The following is a 17,351-nucleotide window of genomic DNA, read 5'->3' on the forward strand; positions in this document are numbered from 1 at the left end:
TATTTTTCTTTCTTTGCTTCTTTTTTTCTTTTTTTTAAACTTCAAACTTTAAATTCAAAATTTTAATTATTTAATATTATAATCTTTTAAAACAGTCAAAAGTAAATCCCAAGTTTTTCCAACTGAACTTATTTCCATTCTTTCTTCAGGCGTGTGAGCACCATAAATATTTGGTCCAATGGAAGTGATGTCCACATCCATATTTGCGTCAAAAATTCCACATTCAAGTCCAGCGTGAATCGCTTTTATTTCTGGCTCAGAATTATTAATTTTTTTAAATGAATTTATCATAAGTTCTCGTATTTTTGAATCCTTTCGGTATTCCCAAGATGGATATGGAGCGCTAACTTTCATTTTCGCATCATATTTTTTACAAAGTTCTTTAATTTCTTCGATTAATTTTTCAAGTGAATGATTTACAGAACTTCTAGGTAGCGACTGAATTTTTATTCTTAATTGGTTTGAAATTTCTTCAGACTTTATAACGCCTAAATTAATTGATGTCTCCACAAGATTTTCGATGTCTTTGCTCATTGAAATTACGCCATTTGGAAATTCGTGGAAAAATGAAAGAACTCTGTTTGTGTCAGCAGTTGATATTTTCTTGAAATTTTTAACATTGTTCATTTTTTTTATTTCTAAAACTGGGTTTTTGTCAATTACACCAAAATCAGTTAAAATATTTTTAAAAGCTAAATTTGCCAATTCTTCAAGTCTGTGTCCTGGTTCATCTAATTTTACGCTAATATGGCATATCGCTTCACGAGGAATTGCATTAGTTTTTTCACCGCCATCAAAGTCAATTAATTCCATAAAATATCTTTTGTTTAAATGATACAGCACTTCATTTAATATCTTGTTTGAATTCCCAAGCCCCAAATGAATTTCGGCCCCAGAATGCCCTCCATCTAAGCCTTTTACTTCGATTGAGAAAACTGTGTCATCATTTTCACAGTCCTTTTTGATAAGATTAAATTCGTTTTCAATTCTAGCTCCACCTGCGCTGCTTACATACACTTGTCCGTATTCTTCAGTATCTAGATTAATCAAAGCTTTTCCTGAAAAAAGGCTGAAATCCAAATTATTTACTCCTGTCATTCCTTCTTCTTCATCAGTTGTTAAAATAACTTCAAGTGCTGGATGAGCTATATCATCACTATCCAAAATTGCAAGAGCTATCGCAACAGCAATTCCATTATCGGCACCTAATGTGGTTCCATTCGCTGTTAAAAATCCATCTTTTACAGCAAGTTCAATTCCACAATTTTCAAAGTCAAAGTCAGTATTTTTGTTCTTCTCCCAGACCATATCCATATGCCCTTGTAAAATAAGGGGAGAAAAGTTTTCGTAGCCTTTTGTGGCTTCTTTTTTTATTAAAACATTTAATGCTTTATCTTGTATAACTTCAAGATTTCTTTTTTTTGCGAAATTTACAAGAAAATCACTGATTTTTTTTTCTCTTTTTGAACCTCTTGGTATTTTTGAAATTTCACTGAAATAGTGAAAAACTTTTTGAGGATATAAATTTTCTAATTCCATTTTAAATTCCTGCCTTTTTTATAATTTTGGCTATAAAATACTATCCAATAATTCTTCTAATTCATTCATTTCTCTTTGAGTCAAATCATAGCCACTTTTTAGTTTTTCTAAAAGTCTGTTGTCAGATCCAACCGAACTTTTTTCCAAAATTTTTATAATCAGTCTTTTATAAAATTCCATTTTTTCTCCTTAAAGCGATATTGCGGTTTCAAGTGCGACTTTTATCATATCGTTAAATGTTGTCTGTCTTTCCTCAGCACTGGTAACTTCGTGAGTTATAAACGAATCACTTATTGTGAGTATTGTTAGTGCGTTTGCTCCCAATTTTGCAGCGGTTGTGTAAAGTTGTGCAGTTTCCATTTCTACACACAACACTCCAAATTTTGCCCATTTTTTCCAAGCGTTAGGGTCATCTCCATAAAAAGTGTCACTTGTAAATACATTTCCAGCTTTTACATTAAGCCCTTTTTGTTTTGCAATTTCATACGCTTTAAAAAGCATTTCGGAATTTGCAGTTGGTGCGTAATCTGCTCCGTTAAATCTAAGTCTATTGATAGCTGAATCAGTTGAAGCCGACATGGCAAGTACGACATCTCTCACTTTTACATCTTTTTGATAAGACCCCGCTGTTCCAACTCTGATTAAGTTTTTCACTCCAAATTCAGAAATAAGTTCGTGCAAGTAAATTCCAATTGAAGGAACTCCCATTCCAGTCCCTTGAACTGAGATTTTTTTCCCTTTATAAGTTCCAGTAAATCCCAACATTCCACGAACATTGTTATATTGAACAGCATTTTCTAAAAAAGTTTCTGCAATATATTTTGCCCTAAGTGGATCTCCTGGTAGTAATATAGTTTGTGCAATATCTCCTTTATTTGCCCCAATATGTGGTGTAGCCATTTTTACCTCCTAAATTTTTTATATCTATTAAAGTAGTATGTCTCTGTATTTTACAATATTTGGATTTAAAAATCAAATTATTTATTTTATTCTAGTATTTTTTTAATTTCTTGATTTTTTCACTATAAAAATAATCGTTTCCCTGTGACAAGTCAATTTATGCTTTTTTTCTTTGAATTAATCTTTTTTGATGCCATAGTAAAAAAAATGGAAATGTTTCCCAATTTATCACAGATGCTTTCAAAGCCAGATTTTAAATTATCGTCCAATTTAAAAGCATAAGTTGATTTTCCTATTTTTCATCACTTTTATATAATAATATATAATAATTATACTATAAAAGTTATGAAAATCAAATTTTTTTAAATAAGTTATTTGACAAAATAAACTTTTAATTAAAGAAATAAAAAAATAATCAGATTCTCTAAAGTTTTTTTTTCTTGAAAAATACCAAAATTTTTGTTATACTTTTTATATATAAGTTTTTTTGCAAAAAAAGAAATCCATAATAATTTTTATCCAAAAATTTTTATCTTTGGTAAAATACTTAAAATTAGTTTTATTTGGAGGAAAAGATGAAAAATAATTTTTTTATCAAAAGGGCAACAACTAAGATAAATTTTATTGTCAGACAAATTATTACATTGTCTACTTTGTTATGGAGAAAATATATACTAAAATCTGAGCATTTTTGTTTGCTTGGATTTTTTTTGTAAAAAAATTTTAAAAATTGTATTTAAACAAAAGGAGAGAAAAAAATGAATTACAGAATCTTTGTTGAAAAAAAAGAAGATTTTAGAGTGGAAGCACAAAATTTATTTAGTGATTTAAAAGAAAATATCGGACTTGCTGGACTTTTGGATGTGAGAGTTTTAAACATTTATGATATTTTTAATTTAGGTAAAAATGATTTGCAAAAATTAGAAAAAACTGTATTTTCAGAAATAAATATTGACAATGTTTACAAATCATTGGAAGAGAGTTTAGGGGCGCATAAAAATAAAAATTCAAAAGAAGTGTACTTTTCTGTTGAATTTTTGCCAGGGCAATACGATCAAAGGGCAGATTCTGCAATTCAATGTATAAATTTACTGATTGACCAAGATAATAACATCAATGTAAAAAGTGGAAAATTAATAGTTTTATATGGCAACATTTCTTCAGAAGAGTTAAATAAAATAAAAAAACATTGTATAAATAATGTAGAAGCCAGAGAAAAAAATTTAGATATCTTGTCTGAAAATGTTGAATTACCAAATAAAGATAAAGTCATTGTTTATGATGGATTTATCAAAAAAAACAAAGAAGAAATTGTTAAAATGAGAAATGATTTAGAATTAGCAATGACTGCAAAAGACTTACTGTTTATTCAAGAATATTTTAAAAATGAAGAAAAGAGAAATCCGACAGAAACTGAAATAAGAGTGCTTGACACTTACTGGTCAGACCACTGTAGACATACAACTTTTGAAACAATTATTGATGATATAAAAGTTGAGAATAAAGTTTACAGAGATTTGTTTAATAAAGCAATAAATGAATATGTTGAAAGTAGAAAATATGTTTATGAGGAAAGAGAAGCTAAAAGACCGATGACTTTAATGGATTTGGCGACTGTTTTTGGGAAAGAGCAGAGAAAAAATGGGTCACTTCCAGATTTAGAAGTTTCTGATGAAATTAATGCTTGTTCAATTTACATTGATGTTCCTGTGGAAAGAATTAATGAAGATGGAAAAGCAGAAGTAACTGAAGAAAAATGGATTTTACAATTTAAAAATGAAACTCATAACCATCCTACAGAAATTGAACCATTTGGAGGAGCTGCAACTTGTATTGGGGGAGCAATTAGAGACCCGTTATCAGGAAGAACTTTCATTTATCAAGCGGTTAGAATAAGTGGAGCTGGGGATCCAACTGAAAGAATTGAAGATACGATAAAAGGTAAATTACCTCAAAAAGTTATTACAAAAACTGCTGCACATGGATTTTCATCTTATGGAAACCAAATTGGACTTGCGACAACTCATGTAAATGAAATTTATGATGAAGGTTATAAAGCGAAAAGAATGGAATTGGGACTTGTTGTAGGAGCTGCACCAGCTGAAAATATTATTCGTGAAAAACCTGAAGCGGGAGATATCGTAGTACTTTTAGGTGGAAGAACAGGAAGAGATGGAATTGGTGGAGCTACTGGCTCGTCTAAAGAACATACTACAGAATCATCAGAAAAATCAAGTGCTGAAGTTCAAAAAGGAAATGCAGTTACTGAAAGAAAAATCCAAAGATTATTTAGAAATAAAAATGTTACGACATTGATTAAAAAATGTAATGATTTTGGAGCTGGAGGAGTTTCAGTTGCGATTGGAGAATTGGCTGATGGACTGGTAATTGACTTGAATGAAATTAGAGTTAAATATATTGGACTTACTGGAACTGAATTGGCGATTTCTGAATCACAGGAAAGAATGGCTGTTGTAATTAGAAAAGAAGATTTAGATAAATTCGTTGAATATGCGACTGAAGAAAACTTGGAGGCTTACAAAGTTGCTGAAATCAATGATTCTAACAGATTGGTTATGACTTACAATGGAGAAACAATTGTTGACATTTCAAGAGATTTTTTGAATACAAATGGAGCGTCTTCAAATATCAATATTGAAATTGAAAATTCTGATAAATTGGTGTTGGATAGAAAAATTGCTGGAAATACATTTAAAGAAAAATTTGTTAATAACTTGAAAGACTTGAATGTAGCTTCTCAAAGAGGATTGGTTGAAACTTTTGATTCGACAATTGGAGCAAGTACAGTATTAATGCCGTTTGGTGGGAAATATCAATTGACACCAGCTGAAGTTTCCGTGCAAAAAGTATCGGTAATGAACGCTGAAACAGATGTTGCATCAATGGTTGGATATGGATACAATCCTTACATTGCAAAACAAGTTCCATTCCACGGAGGAGCTTATGCGGTAATTGAATCTTTAGCTAAAGTTGTGGCAGCTGGAGGAAATTACAAAAATGTAAGATTTACATTCCAAGAATATTTTGAAAGATTAGGAAATGAGGCTAAAAAATGGGGAAGACCATTATCAGCGTTATTAGGAGCGTTACACATTCAAAAATCTTTTGGATTGTCGTCAATTGGTGGAAAGGACTCAATGAGTGGAACATTTAATGATATTTCAGTTCCGCCAACATTAGTTTCGTTTGCTGTAAGTGTTGTAAATGCTGAAGATGTTGTTTCGAGTGAATTTAAAAAAGCAGGAGATAATATTTACTTGATTACGACTAAATTAGATGAAAATGACTTGCCAGACTTGAAAGAATTGAAAGAAAACTTTGATTTCATCGAAAAAAATATTAAAGATAAGAAAATTGTTGCGTCAGTAGCTGTTAAAAATGGTGGAATTGCTGAAAGCATAGCAAAAATGACATTTGGTAACAAGTTAGGTGTAAATGTAAACTTTGCAGAAAATGCAGAAAATGAATGGTTTAAAGTTAATTATGGAGCATTTATAATTGAAACTCCTGAAAAGATTGATTATAAAAATGCTACATTGTTAGGAAAAGTTACTGAAGAAGCGAAAATTGTTATAAATAATGACACAGTGATGGATTTGGATGAATTGATTGCTGAATGGGAAAAACCGCTTGAAAAAGTGTTCCCAACTAAAAAAGAAATTAAAAATAAAAAAGTTTCTTGCGGATTGATTTATGAAAAATTGAAGAGAATTGAGCATGAAAATGTGATAAGCAATATCGCAAATAATTATGCAAAACCAAGAGTATTTATACCAGTATTTCCTGGAACAAACTCAGAATATGACTTGGAGAGAGCTTTTAACCGAGAAGGAGGACTATCAAAAATTGGAGTGTTCAATAACTTGACACATAAAAATATTTTGAATTCAATAGATACTTTTGTTAAAGAGATAAATAATTCTCAAATATTGATGTTGCCTGGTGGATTTAGTGCGGGAGATGAACCAGATGGATCGGCGAAATTTATGGTAGCTGTGTTAAAAAATAAAAAAGTTAAAGAAGCGGTGGAAAATTTACTGAAGAGAGACGGGTTGATTTTAGGAATTTGTAATGGATTCCAAGCGTTGATTAAATCAGGATTACTGCCATATGGAGAAATCAGAGAATTAAATGAAGATTCGCCAACATTAACATTTAATACAATAGGAAAACATATGTCTAAAATCGTTCAAACTCAACTTATGACAAATAATTCGCCTTGGTTATCAGATATGGAAGTAGGAGATATTCATTCTGTGGCGATTTCTCACGGGGAAGGAAGACTTGTTATAACTGAGAATGAGTACATTAAATTGTTTGAAAATAACCAGATTGCAACAAAATATGTGGATTTGAATGGAAAAGTTACAATGGATTCGCAATTTAATCCAAATGGTTCTTATTACGCAATTGAAGGAATGTTAGCTTATAATGGTAGAATCTTTGGTAAAATGGGACATTCTGAAAGAAAAGGAAAGAATGTTTACAAAAATATTTATGGAAATAAAGAGCAGAATATTTTTAGAAATGGAATTAAATTTTTTAAATAGAGAAAAGGAGAAAATAAAAAATGAAAGTAGCAATATTTTTTGGAAGTCAGTCAGATACTGACAAAATGAGAGGTGCAGCAAATTGCTTGAGAGAATTTGGAATTGAGTTTGAGGCTTATGTATTGTCGGCTCATAGAGTTCCTGAAAAATTGGAAGAAGTTTTAGCTGATGTAGAAAAAAGAGGTGCAGAAGTGATTATTGCTGGAGCTGGACTTGCGGCACATTTACCTGGAGTTATTGCTTCAAAAACCATACTGCCAGTAGTTGGAGTTCCTTTAAATGGAGCACTTGAAGGATTGGATGCACTTTATTCGATTGTTCAAATGCCAAAATCTATTCCAGTGGCAACTGTTGGAATTAATAATTCATACAATTCAGGAATGCTAGCTGTGCAAATTCTTGCGGTAAAATATCCTGAAATTAGAGAAAAATTGGTTACATTTAGAAAACAAATGAAAGCTAAATTTATTGCTGATAATGAGAAGAAAGTTGAATTATAATTTATAATAGACTTATTTGGAAGTTATATGCATCTATGAATAAAAAAATATTTGAAGCAAGGGGTATTGACCCCTTGTGGAAATAAAAAAAATTCAAGTTATTGAACAATATAATATTTATTTGATATGATTTAAAAATAAAAAAATGGAGGAAATAAAAATGGAAAAAAGAGAAAAAATTTACGAAGGAAAAGCAAAATCAATTTTTGCAACAGATAATGCGGATGAAATAATTATGTATTTTAAAGATGATGCAACTGCATTTAATGGAGTTAAAAAAGATCAACTGGAAGATAAAGGGATTTTGAATAATAAAATTTCTACATTACTTTATGGATATTTGATTAAACATGGTGTAAAAACTCACTGGATTAAAACTTTGAATGAAAGGGAACAACTTTGTAAAAAAGTGGAAATTGTGCCTTTGGAAGTAATTATTAGAAATAGAGCAACTGGAAGTTTTGTAAAAAGATATGCGGCTGAAGAAGGAAAAATCTTTAAAAGACCTACTTTTGAATTATCTTACAAAAATGATGATTTGGGAGATCCGTTGCTAAATGATGATCATGCTTTGGCGTTGGAATTAGTTACTGAAGAAGAACTAGCTAAGATTAAAGAACAAACTTTCTTGATTAATGATTTGTTGTCTAAATTGTTTGACAAAATGAACTTGATTTTGGTGGATTATAAAGTTGAGTTTGGAAGAGATAAAGATGGAAATATTTTACTTGCAGATGAAATTAGTCCAGATTCAATGAGACTTTGGGATAAAGATACACTTAAAAAATTGGATAAAGATAGATTTAGACAAGATTTGGGAGATGTAATGGGTGCATATCGTGAAGTTTTAAGACGTTTAGAAAAAGCATTGGCAGAATAAATTTTTAAAATCAATTTATGGTTCATATCTAAATAAAAAATTTTTTATAAGTTTTAAATCGGCAAGGGGTATTAACTCCTTGTCGTAAAATAAATTAAAAAGTAATTTTTATGGTAAAAATATTGATAAAATTATAAGCTAGAATAGTTTATGATAAAAAATGGAGGAAACTAACAAAATGATTAAGAGTTTGAATGAGGAATGCGGAGTATTTGGAGTTTTTGGACATCCTAATGCAGCAAGACTTACTTATTATGGACTTCACAGTTTACAGCACAGAGGACAGGAAGCGGCGGGAATTGTGGTAAGTGATGGAGTTCGTGTAAATGGTCATCGTGGGCCTGGACTTGTGTCAGAAGTGTTTAATGATGACAGGATATTTAATAGATTGGAAGGGAACAGCGCTATTGGACATGTTAGATATGCGACTTCTGGAAGCAGCAGCGGTCGTAATATTCAGCCATTCCTATTTCAATTTTTTGATGGAAGCATCGCTTTGGCACACAATGGAAATTTGATTAATGCGAAAACGTTAAAAAGAGAATTGGAAGAGCATGGTGCGATTTTTCATTCTACATCAGATACAGAAGTGTTGGTTCATTTGATTAGAAGAAGTAAAGAAAAAGATTTTCTGAGCCAATTGAAAGATGCGTTAAGACAAGTAAAAGGTGGATTTTCTTTCTTAGTTCAAACTCAAAAAGAATTATACGGCGCAGTTGACCCTTTTGAATTTCGTCCTTTAATTTTAGGGAAAACAAAAAATGGAGCGTATATTTTGGCAAGTGAAACTTGTGCGTTGGAAATTGTCGGAGCAGAATTTGTTAGAAATATTAGATCTGGAGAAGTTGTAATCATTGATAAAGATGGATATAAAATTGAAAAATATACTGACAATACTTCAACTGCGATTGCGGCGATGGAATATGTGTATTTTGCAAGACCTGATTCGGATATTTCAGGAGTAAATGTACATTCGGCTCGTAAAAGATGCGGAAGAAGATTGGCACAGGAAGCACCTGTTGAAAATGCAGATATTATAATCGGAGTTCCAAATTCTTCATTGTCGGCAGCAAGTGGTTATGCAGAAGAGAGCGGAAAACCTTATGAAATGGGATTAATCAAAAACCAGTATGTAGCAAGAACATTTATTCAGCCAACTCAGGAATTGAGAGAACAAGGTGTTAGAATGAAACTTTCTGCTGTAAAAGGTGTTGTAAAAGACAAAGTTGTCGTTATGATTGATGATTCAATAGTTCGTGGAACAACTTCAAGCCGTATCGTTCAGTTATTGAAAGAGGCTGGAGCAAAAGAAGTTCATGTAAGAATTGCCTCGCCAGAATTTAAGTTTCCTATTTTTTATGGAATTGATGCATCGAATTCATCGGAATTAATTTCAGCAAATAAAACTGTTGAAGAAGTGAGAGAGTACATTGGTGCAGATTCATTGGCTTTCTTGACTATTGACGGATTAATTGATTCGATTGGACTTAATTTTGATGCACCATATACTGGACTTTGCATGGAATGCTTTAATGGAGATTATCCAGCTGGATTAGGAGATTATGAGGAAGAATTTTACGCTTTGTTGACACCGATTCAAAAAGAGGCTTTGAAAGAATTGAAGAAATAAAGAATTGAAAAATAAGGAGAAAAAGTGTATATAGTGAGTTTAAATTATGTAAAAGCAGTAGGTGAAGTTGAAAAATATTTAGAAGAACATATAAAATTTTTGGAAAAATATTATGGAATGGGAAAGTTTATTTGTTCAGGAAGAAAAAATCCTAGAACAGGCGGTGTAATTTTGCTAAATGCAGAAAATTTGGAAGAAGTTAAGAAAATAATTTCAGAAGATCCGTTTAATATAAATAGAATTGCGGAATATGAAATTACAGAATTTTTCCCTACAAAATATGCAGAAGATTTTGCAAATTTTGTAAAATAAATAGAGATTTAATTTAAAACAGGAGGATAAAGAATGTCAATTTCTTATAAAGATTCAGGAGTAGATAAAGAAGAAGGATACAGAAGTGTTGCAAAAATAAAAGAAAGAGTAAAAGCAACTTACAACAAAAATGTTATGAACGAATTGGGAAGTTTTGGAGCTTTATACAAATTAGGAGAATACAAAAAACCAATTTTAGTGTCTGGAACTGATGGAGTTGGAACAAAATTAAAAGTTGCATTTGAAACAAATAAATATGATACAGTTGGAATTGACTGTGTTGCGATGTGTGTAAATGATATTTTGTGTCACGGAGCACAACCATTATTTTTCTTAGATTACCTAGCTTGTGGAAAATTGGACTCAAATGTTTCTTCTGAAATAATTAAAGGTGTTGTAGAAGGTTGTCTTCAAGGAGATTCAGCTTTAGTAGGTGGAGAAACTGCTGAAATGCCAGGATTTTATGCAGACGGAGAATATGACATTGCTGGATTTGCAGTTGGTGTAGTTGAAGAAGAAAAAATGGTTAATGGAAGTAAAGTTCAAGAAGGAGATGTAATTGTTGCAATTCCTTCAAGTGGAGCTCACAGTAATGGATTCTCATTGTTAAGAAAATTATTCACTAATTTTAACGAAGAATTCAATGGAAAAACAATTGGAGAACATTTATTGACACCAACAAAAATTTATGTAAAACCAATTCAAAAAGTTATGGAAAAAGTGCAAGTGAACGGAATGGCTCACATAACTGGTGGAGGACTTATTGAAAATGTTCCAAGAACTATACCAGACGGATTTTGTGCAAACATCGAAAAAGCGAAAGTAAAAGTTCATCCGTTGTTTAAACACGAAACATTCTCAAGAGTTCCAGAAGAAGAAATGTGGGGAACATTCAACATGGGAGTTGGATTTGTTGTTATCGTAAATAAAAATGATGCTCAAACAGTTATTGATATTTTAGCTGAAAATGGAGAAGAAGCCTATGAATTAGGAACTATTGTTAAAGGTGACGAAAAAATTAATTTATATTAAAAATAAAGATGATAAAAATAAATTTAAAGAGAGTGAAAAAATGTCTAATAAAAATAAAAAAAGAATAGCAGTTTTAGTTTCTGGTGGAGGATCAAACTTACAGTCAATCATTGATAACATTGAGTGTGGAAACTTGAATTGTGAAATTTCTTATGTAATTGCAGATAGAAAGTGTCATGGATTGGAAAGAGCAGAAAAACATGGCATAAAAAATATTTTGCTTGACAGAAAAGTATTAAAAGAAAAATTGTCTGACAAAATTAGCAGTGTGCTTGAAAATGATGACGAAAAGACAGATTATATCGTATTAGCAGGATATTTGTCGATTTTATCGCCAGAATTTATAAAAAAATGGTCAAGAAAAATTATAAATATTCATCCGTCATTACTTCCAAAATTTGGTGGAAAAGGAATGTATGGAATGAATGTCCATAGAGCAGTTATCGAAGCAAAAGAAACTGAAAGTGGTTGCACAATTCATTTTGTTGATACAGGAGTTGACACAGGAGAAATTATTTTGCAGATAAAGGTGCCTGTGCTTAGTGATGACACGCCGGAAGTTTTGCAGAAGAGAGTGCTTGAGAAGGAACATGTTTTATTGATTGAAGGGATTAAGAAGTTACTAGGAGAATAATTTTAAAAGTAAAGGAATGAGCTAAATATGGATTTAGAAGATTTTTTGGCAATAGTAACATATCTTTTGATGATTATTGGAGGAGCTGTTGGAATAGGAATAATATTTTTATTTATTAGAAAAATAGGAAAAATTGAAAGTAAAGACAAATTAGAAGAAGAAAAATTAGATGATGAATTTTAGAAGATTTGGAGGTGAACAATAATTTGGAAGAGGTATTAGTGATAATTGCGATGATTGTGGGAGGATTGACTGGATTTTTGATGGTAAAATTTATTCAGAAAAAGTTAAAGGATAAAAATGGAAAATAATTTATTTGATACTATTCCTCATTTAAATAGCGAATGTTTAATAAATTTTGAATTACATATTATTTAGCTAGGAATTAAAACTTCTAGTTTCTAATGGGGTTTAGTATCAATTTATCAATTTGTAATATAAACTAGGGAAATAAAATAATTAAAGGAGCAGAAATGAAAAAAATAATACTATTATTGTTATTAATGTTAGGAATTTTATCTTTTTCAAAGGAAAAAAAAGTTTATATGCCTAAAGTAGTCATAACTGTAATGGATGATAATTTTAAAAATCCGATTACAAGAGCTGTGGAGCAAAGTGGAATATTGACAAAGGCCCTTTCATTAGGGGATATGCTTTCTTTTAGATACAAAAGTGACGATAAGAAATTTGCAGAAAAATTGATTGAAGAAATTTGGAAAATGAATAAAACTCTTCCTAATAAATTAACTTTTTTGATAGAGCAAAACGAAGAAAATACAATGGTTCAAATTTTACAGGTATTAAAAAAATACAGATACAGAGGTAAAGTTGAAGTGATTGAGTTGTCGTATCAAAAGAATGCTAAAATTTTGGAGCAGACAAATAAAAACGGCTGGGAATATAATCAATATTCTGACTTGAAAGATGTGACAGGAGAAGTGGAAATCGGAGGCGTAAAATACAATAAGAATGAATGTGTGGCAACACTTTTTATGCAAAAACATGACAATGTGAAAAAGTAAATTTTAGATACAGATGTTAAATAGGATAGGAGATTAGAAATTTTATTTTTAAGAAAGGAAAAACAAAAAAATGAAAAAAAGAGCATTAATAAGCGCTTTTGATAAAACGGGAATTTTAGAATTTGCACAGTTTTTAGATAAAAAAGGTGTGGAAATTATTTCGACAGGAGGGACTTACAGATATTTGAAGGAAAATGGCCTTTCTGTAATTGATGTTTCAGAAGTTACAAATTTTAAAGAAATGCTGGATGGGAGAGTAAAAACTTTGCATCCGAATATTCATGGTGGAATTTTGGCGATTAGAGATAATAAGGAGCATATGGAAACAATAAAGGCTGAAGGGATTGAACCAATTGATTTTGTTGTTGTTAATCTTTATCCGTTCTTTAGAGAAGTTCAGACGGACAAAACTTTTGACGAAAAAATCGAATTTATTGATATAGGTGGACCTACAATGCTTCGTTCAGCTGCAAAATCATTTAAAGATGTAACAGTTATTTGTGAAACTGAAGATTATTCAGTAGTCATGGAAGAAATGGAAAAAGATGGAGAAGTTTCTTATGAAACTAAAAAAAGATTGGCTGGGAAAGTATTTAACTTGACATCGGCTTATGATGCGGCAATTTCTGCGTTCTTGTTAGAAGAAGATTATCCAAAATATTTGAATGTTTCTTATGAGAAAAAATTTGACTTGAGATATGGGGAAAATCCTCATCAATCTTCAGCTTACTATGTTTCAACTACTGAAAATGGAAGCATGAAAGATATTAAGCAATTGAACGGAAAAGAATTGTCATTTAACAATATTAGGGATATGGACATCGCTTGGAAAGTGGTTGGAGAATTTGATGGTCCGGCAGCTTGTGCGATAAAACACTCAACTCCTTGTGGTGTGGCTGTTGCAGATGATATTTTCACAGCGTACAAAAAAGCTCACGATTGTGATCCAGTATCAATTTTTGGTGGAATTGTGGCACTTAACAGAGAAGTTAATAAAGAAACTGCCGAAGAATTGAAAAAAATCTTCTTGGAAATCGTAATTGCACCTTCATTTACAGATGAAGCGTTGGAAATCTTGAAAACTAAGAAAAACTTGAGAGTTATCGAATGTAAAACTCCAAAACCTCAAGATAAATTCGATTATGTAAAAGTTGACGGCGGAATTTTGGTTCAAGGAACAAATAACAAGATGATTGATGAAATGAATGTTGTTACTGAAAAACAGCCTACTGAAAAAGAAAAAGCTGATATGGAATTAGGAATGAAAGTTGTAAAATATGTAAAATCAAATGCAATTGTAGTCGTTAAAGACGGAATGGCAATCGGTGTGGGAACTGGTCAAACTAACAGAATTTGGTCAACAGAACATGCATTACAGCACGCTCAAGAAAAAGTCGGAAAAGACTTGACAGGAGCAGTATTAGCATCAGACGCTTTCTTCCCATTCAGAGATTGCGTAGACACAGCTGCAAAAACAGGAATCAAAGCAATTGTACAACCTGGTGGTTCAATTAGAGATAAAGAATCAATTGACGCTTGTAATGAACATGGAATAACAATGGTATTTACTGGAATTAGACATTTTAAACATTAATTTTTTATGCAGGGAGATTAAAAAAGTTTAGTTTCTCTGCATAGCTTTAATATATTAAAAACCAATGTTATTTTCTAAATTAGTCAAATCATTTATAAAATAATTTAATCTTAAAAATAAAGAAACTAGGAGTTTAAAAAATGATAGAAAAAATTTTAGAAAAATTTAAAAATGACGAAAGAGTAGAAGCAATAGCGCTTGGAGGTTCAAGAGCGGGAGAAAATTTTGATGAAAAGTCGGACTATGATATCTATGTTTATTACAACGAAATGATACCTGAAAAAGAGCGTAAAGAAATTTATTTGGAAGTCTGTTCAAAAATTGAAATTGGCAATCATTATTGGGAATATGAAGATAATGGAGTTTTGAATAACGGAGTGGAATTCGATGTGGTTTACCGAAAACTAGACGATTTTATAAATGGAATTTCTTATGTAGTCGATAAATGTAATTCTCATAACGGATATACAACTTGTATGTGGCATAATCTGATAAATTGTAAAATTCTTTTTGACAAAAACAAAAAGCTTGAAAAATATCAAAAACAGTACAGCATAGATTATCCTAAAAAGTTGAAAGAAAATATAATTTTACGAAATATGAATTTATTGTCTGATGCTCTTCCAGCGTATAAGGGTCAAATAAAAAAGGCTACTGGAAGAGCTGATGTTGTGAGTATAAATCATAGAATAACAGAATTTTTGGCTTCATATTTTGATATTATTTTTGCATTAAATGAATTAACTCATCCAGGAGAAAAAAGACTTGTGGAAATTTCTTTGAAAAAATGTAAAAAATTACCGAAAAATTTTTCTCAAAATATAGAAAATTTATTAAAAAATATTGCCGTCAATAATGAAAATGTAAATTTTTATGTACAAGAAATTGTGAGAGAATTAAAAGAGATTTTAAAATAGGCGGGAGCAAAAATGGAATTAAAAGTGTTGGAATGGACATTTTTTAGAGAGTGTAAAGTTTCAAAAGATATAGAAAATATTTTGGTGGATGGCGAAAGTGCCACGGTTGTGTATAAAACAATACGGGATTTAGCGGTATTTACGAATAAAAGATTAATTGTAAAAGATAAACAAGGAATAACTGGACATAAATCTGAAATTTTTTCATTGCCATATAAATCAATAATTATGTGGTCAATTGAGAATGCTGGGAAAATTGTAGATTTTAATTCTGAAGTTGTGCTTTGGACAAGAATTGGAAAATTTAAAATAAAACTTGGAGCAGATATAGATGTAAAAAAAATAGATTATTTACTCGCAAGTTATATTCTATAAAAAAAATTGCTTAAAATTTATAAATTTATTAAAAAAATTTAAAATATAAATATAAAAAAGTAAATATGAAAAAATAAAAAAAGTTTAGGAGGCTTTAATGAAAGTACTGATTGTAGGAGCAGGTGGAAGAGAACACGCAATTGCTTGGAAAATTTCACAAAATGAAAAAGTTGAAAAAATATTTATTGCACCTGGAAATGCGGGAGCGGAGTTATTGGAAAAAGCTGAAAATGTGAATTTGTCAAACAATATTGAAGAATATGTAAAATTTGCAAAAAATAATAAAATTGATTTGACATTTGTTGGAAGCGAAGAATTATTAGTAGCTGGGATTGTTGATGAATTTAGAAAAAATAGATTAAAAATATTTGGTCCTGACAAAAAAGCGGCAATTCTTGAAGGAAGTAAAGCATTTTCAAAAGATTTTATGAAAAAATATGGAATAAAAACAGCGGTTTATGAGATTTTTGACGATGCCAACAAAGCAAAAGAGTTTTTAAATAATTGGAGCGATTTCCCGGTAGTTGTAAAAGCGAGTGGACTTGCAGCTGGAAAAGGTGTTATTATCGCTCAAAATCACGATGAAGCAATTAAAGCTGTTGAAGATATAATGGTTGACGAAAAATTTGGAAGTGCGGGAAATCAAGTTGTAATCGAAGAATTTTTGGACGGAGTGGAAGCGTCAATTTTATCGTTTACAGATAGTAAAGTTATCGTGCCACTTTTATCGGCGAAAGACCACAAAAAAATAGGAGAAAATGAAACTGGATTAAATACAGGTGGTATGGGGGTTATAAGTCCAAATCCTTATGTGACTAATGAAGTTTTTGAAAGTTTTAAAAACGACATTATGAATCCGACTTTAAAAGGTATTCAAGCGGAAGAAATGGATTTTGAAGGAGTAATTTTCTTTGGACTTATGATTACGAAAAAAGGTGTTTATTTGCTGGAATACAACATGAGATTAGGAGATCCTGAAACTCAGGCGGTTTTGCCGCTTTTGGAAAACGATTTATTGGAATTGGTGGAATACTCATTTGACAAAAAATTATCAGAATTAAAAGTTTCTTGGAAACCACTTCATTCTTGCTGTGTCGTAGGAGCAGCAAAAGGTTATCCTGAAAGTTATAAAAAAGGTGATGTGATAACTGGAATTGAAAATGCTTCAGATGATGAATTGGTATTTATCGCAGGAGCAAAATTTGAAGACGGGAAATTCAAAACTAATGGTGGAAGAGTTTTAAATGCAGTTGCATTTGGAAAAACATTGGATGAAGCTAGAAAAAATGCTTATAAATTATTATCAAAAATTAAATTTGATGGAATGTATTTTAGAAAAGATATTGGAAATGTGAAATAAAAAAATTATAAAAGTCCCTGAACTATTTTATTTTTGCTATAAAGTAGTTATGGGATTTTTTATTTATCTGTATAAAAACTTTTTT

The 17,351-nt window shown here is 30.7% G+C and carries 16 protein-coding genes; 13 read left to right on the top strand and 3 right to left on the bottom strand.

Features of this window, described 5'->3' with window-relative positions; genetic code table 11:
- Window positions 1-66: 66 nt before the first annotated feature.
- From BCB68_RS07555 to deoD, 3 genes are read right to left on the bottom strand one after another with little or no spacing between them, the layout of a single operon-like run.
- Complete coding sequence (locus BCB68_RS07555) at window positions 67-1,539, bottom strand: aminoacyl-histidine dipeptidase (RefSeq protein WP_094080219.1); 1,473 nt, start codon at window positions 1,537-1,539, stop codon at window positions 67-69.
- A 30-nt stretch (window positions 1,540-1,569) separates the two neighbouring features.
- Entirely contained in the window at window positions 1,570-1,719 is a 150-nt protein-coding gene (locus BCB68_RS10635) for a hypothetical protein (RefSeq protein WP_172826466.1), read from the bottom strand.
- Between the two features lie 9 nt (window positions 1,720-1,728).
- Entirely contained in the window at window positions 1,729-2,439 is a 711-nt protein-coding gene (gene deoD, locus BCB68_RS07560) for a purine-nucleoside phosphorylase (protein WP_094080220.1), read from the bottom strand.
- A gap of 758 nt (window positions 2,440-3,197) precedes the next feature.
- On the opposite strand from deoD, the gene BCB68_RS07565 reads away from it, so the two are divergent.
- The 13 genes from BCB68_RS07565 (at window position 3,198) to purD (ending at window position 17,266) form a co-directional block, all read left to right on the top strand.
- Window positions 3,198-7,010, top strand: coding sequence for a phosphoribosylformylglycinamidine synthase (locus tag BCB68_RS07565; protein WP_094080221.1), 3,813 nt, complete (start codon window positions 3,198-3,200; stop codon window positions 7,008-7,010).
- Between the two features lie 20 nt (window positions 7,011-7,030).
- On the top strand, window positions 7,031-7,510 hold the full coding sequence (gene purE / locus BCB68_RS07570; protein WP_094080222.1) for a 5-(carboxyamino)imidazole ribonucleotide mutase: 480 nt from the start codon (window positions 7,031-7,033) through the stop codon (window positions 7,508-7,510).
- 160 nt (window positions 7,511-7,670) lie between these two features.
- Window positions 7,671-8,390: a phosphoribosylaminoimidazolesuccinocarboxamide synthase gene (gene purC, locus BCB68_RS07575; RefSeq protein ID WP_094080223.1), complete on the top strand. Its 720-nt coding sequence runs from the start codon at window positions 7,671-7,673 to the stop codon at window positions 8,388-8,390.
- A 178-nt stretch (window positions 8,391-8,568) separates the two neighbouring features.
- Window positions 8,569-10,020 carry an amidophosphoribosyltransferase gene (purF, locus tag BCB68_RS07580; RefSeq protein WP_094080224.1) on the top strand — a complete coding sequence of 484 codons (1,452 nt, stop codon included), beginning with the start codon at window positions 8,569-8,571 and terminating at the stop codon, window positions 10,018-10,020.
- A 24-nt stretch (window positions 10,021-10,044) separates the two neighbouring features.
- Entirely contained in the window at window positions 10,045-10,332 is a 288-nt protein-coding gene (locus BCB68_RS07585) for a YciI family protein (RefSeq protein ID WP_094080225.1), read from the top strand.
- Between the two features lie 33 nt (window positions 10,333-10,365).
- The gene (gene purM, locus BCB68_RS07590) at window positions 10,366-11,364 is read left to right on the top strand and encodes a phosphoribosylformylglycinamidine cyclo-ligase (RefSeq protein ID WP_094080226.1); all 999 of its coding nucleotides are present in this window, start codon (window positions 10,366-10,368) and stop codon (window positions 11,362-11,364) included.
- A 40-nt stretch (window positions 11,365-11,404) separates the two neighbouring features.
- Entirely contained in the window at window positions 11,405-11,998 is a 594-nt protein-coding gene (purN, locus tag BCB68_RS07595; RefSeq protein ID WP_094080800.1) for a phosphoribosylglycinamide formyltransferase, read from the top strand.
- 27 nt (window positions 11,999-12,025) lie between these two features.
- A complete protein-coding gene (locus BCB68_RS10640) occupies window positions 12,026-12,181 on the top strand; it encodes a hypothetical protein (protein WP_172826467.1) in 156 nt (51 codons plus the stop codon).
- Between the two features lie 290 nt (window positions 12,182-12,471).
- Window positions 12,472-13,020, top strand: coding sequence for a hypothetical protein (locus tag BCB68_RS07600; RefSeq protein WP_094080227.1), 549 nt, complete (start codon window positions 12,472-12,474; stop codon window positions 13,018-13,020).
- A 70-nt stretch (window positions 13,021-13,090) separates the two neighbouring features.
- Complete coding sequence (gene purH, locus BCB68_RS07605) at window positions 13,091-14,614, top strand: bifunctional phosphoribosylaminoimidazolecarboxamide formyltransferase/IMP cyclohydrolase (RefSeq protein ID WP_094080228.1); 1,524 nt, start codon at window positions 13,091-13,093, stop codon at window positions 14,612-14,614.
- A 140-nt stretch (window positions 14,615-14,754) separates the two neighbouring features.
- Window positions 14,755-15,531 carry a nucleotidyltransferase domain-containing protein gene (locus tag BCB68_RS07610; RefSeq protein WP_094080229.1) on the top strand — a complete coding sequence of 259 codons (777 nt, stop codon included), beginning with the start codon at window positions 14,755-14,757 and terminating at the stop codon, window positions 15,529-15,531.
- Between the two features lie 12 nt (window positions 15,532-15,543).
- Entirely contained in the window at window positions 15,544-15,906 is a 363-nt protein-coding gene (locus BCB68_RS07615; RefSeq protein WP_094080230.1) for a PH domain-containing protein, read from the top strand.
- A gap of 97 nt (window positions 15,907-16,003) precedes the next feature.
- On the top strand, window positions 16,004-17,266 hold the full coding sequence (gene purD / locus BCB68_RS07620) for a phosphoribosylamine--glycine ligase (protein ID WP_094080231.1): 1,263 nt from the start codon (window positions 16,004-16,006) through the stop codon (window positions 17,264-17,266).
- Window positions 17,267-17,351 lie beyond the last annotated feature (85 nt).

It is taken from the genome of Leptotrichia sp. oral taxon 498 (genome assembly GCF_002240055.1).
GTDB classification, from domain to species: Bacteria; Fusobacteriota; Fusobacteriia; order Fusobacteriales; family Leptotrichiaceae; genus Leptotrichia; species Leptotrichia rugosa.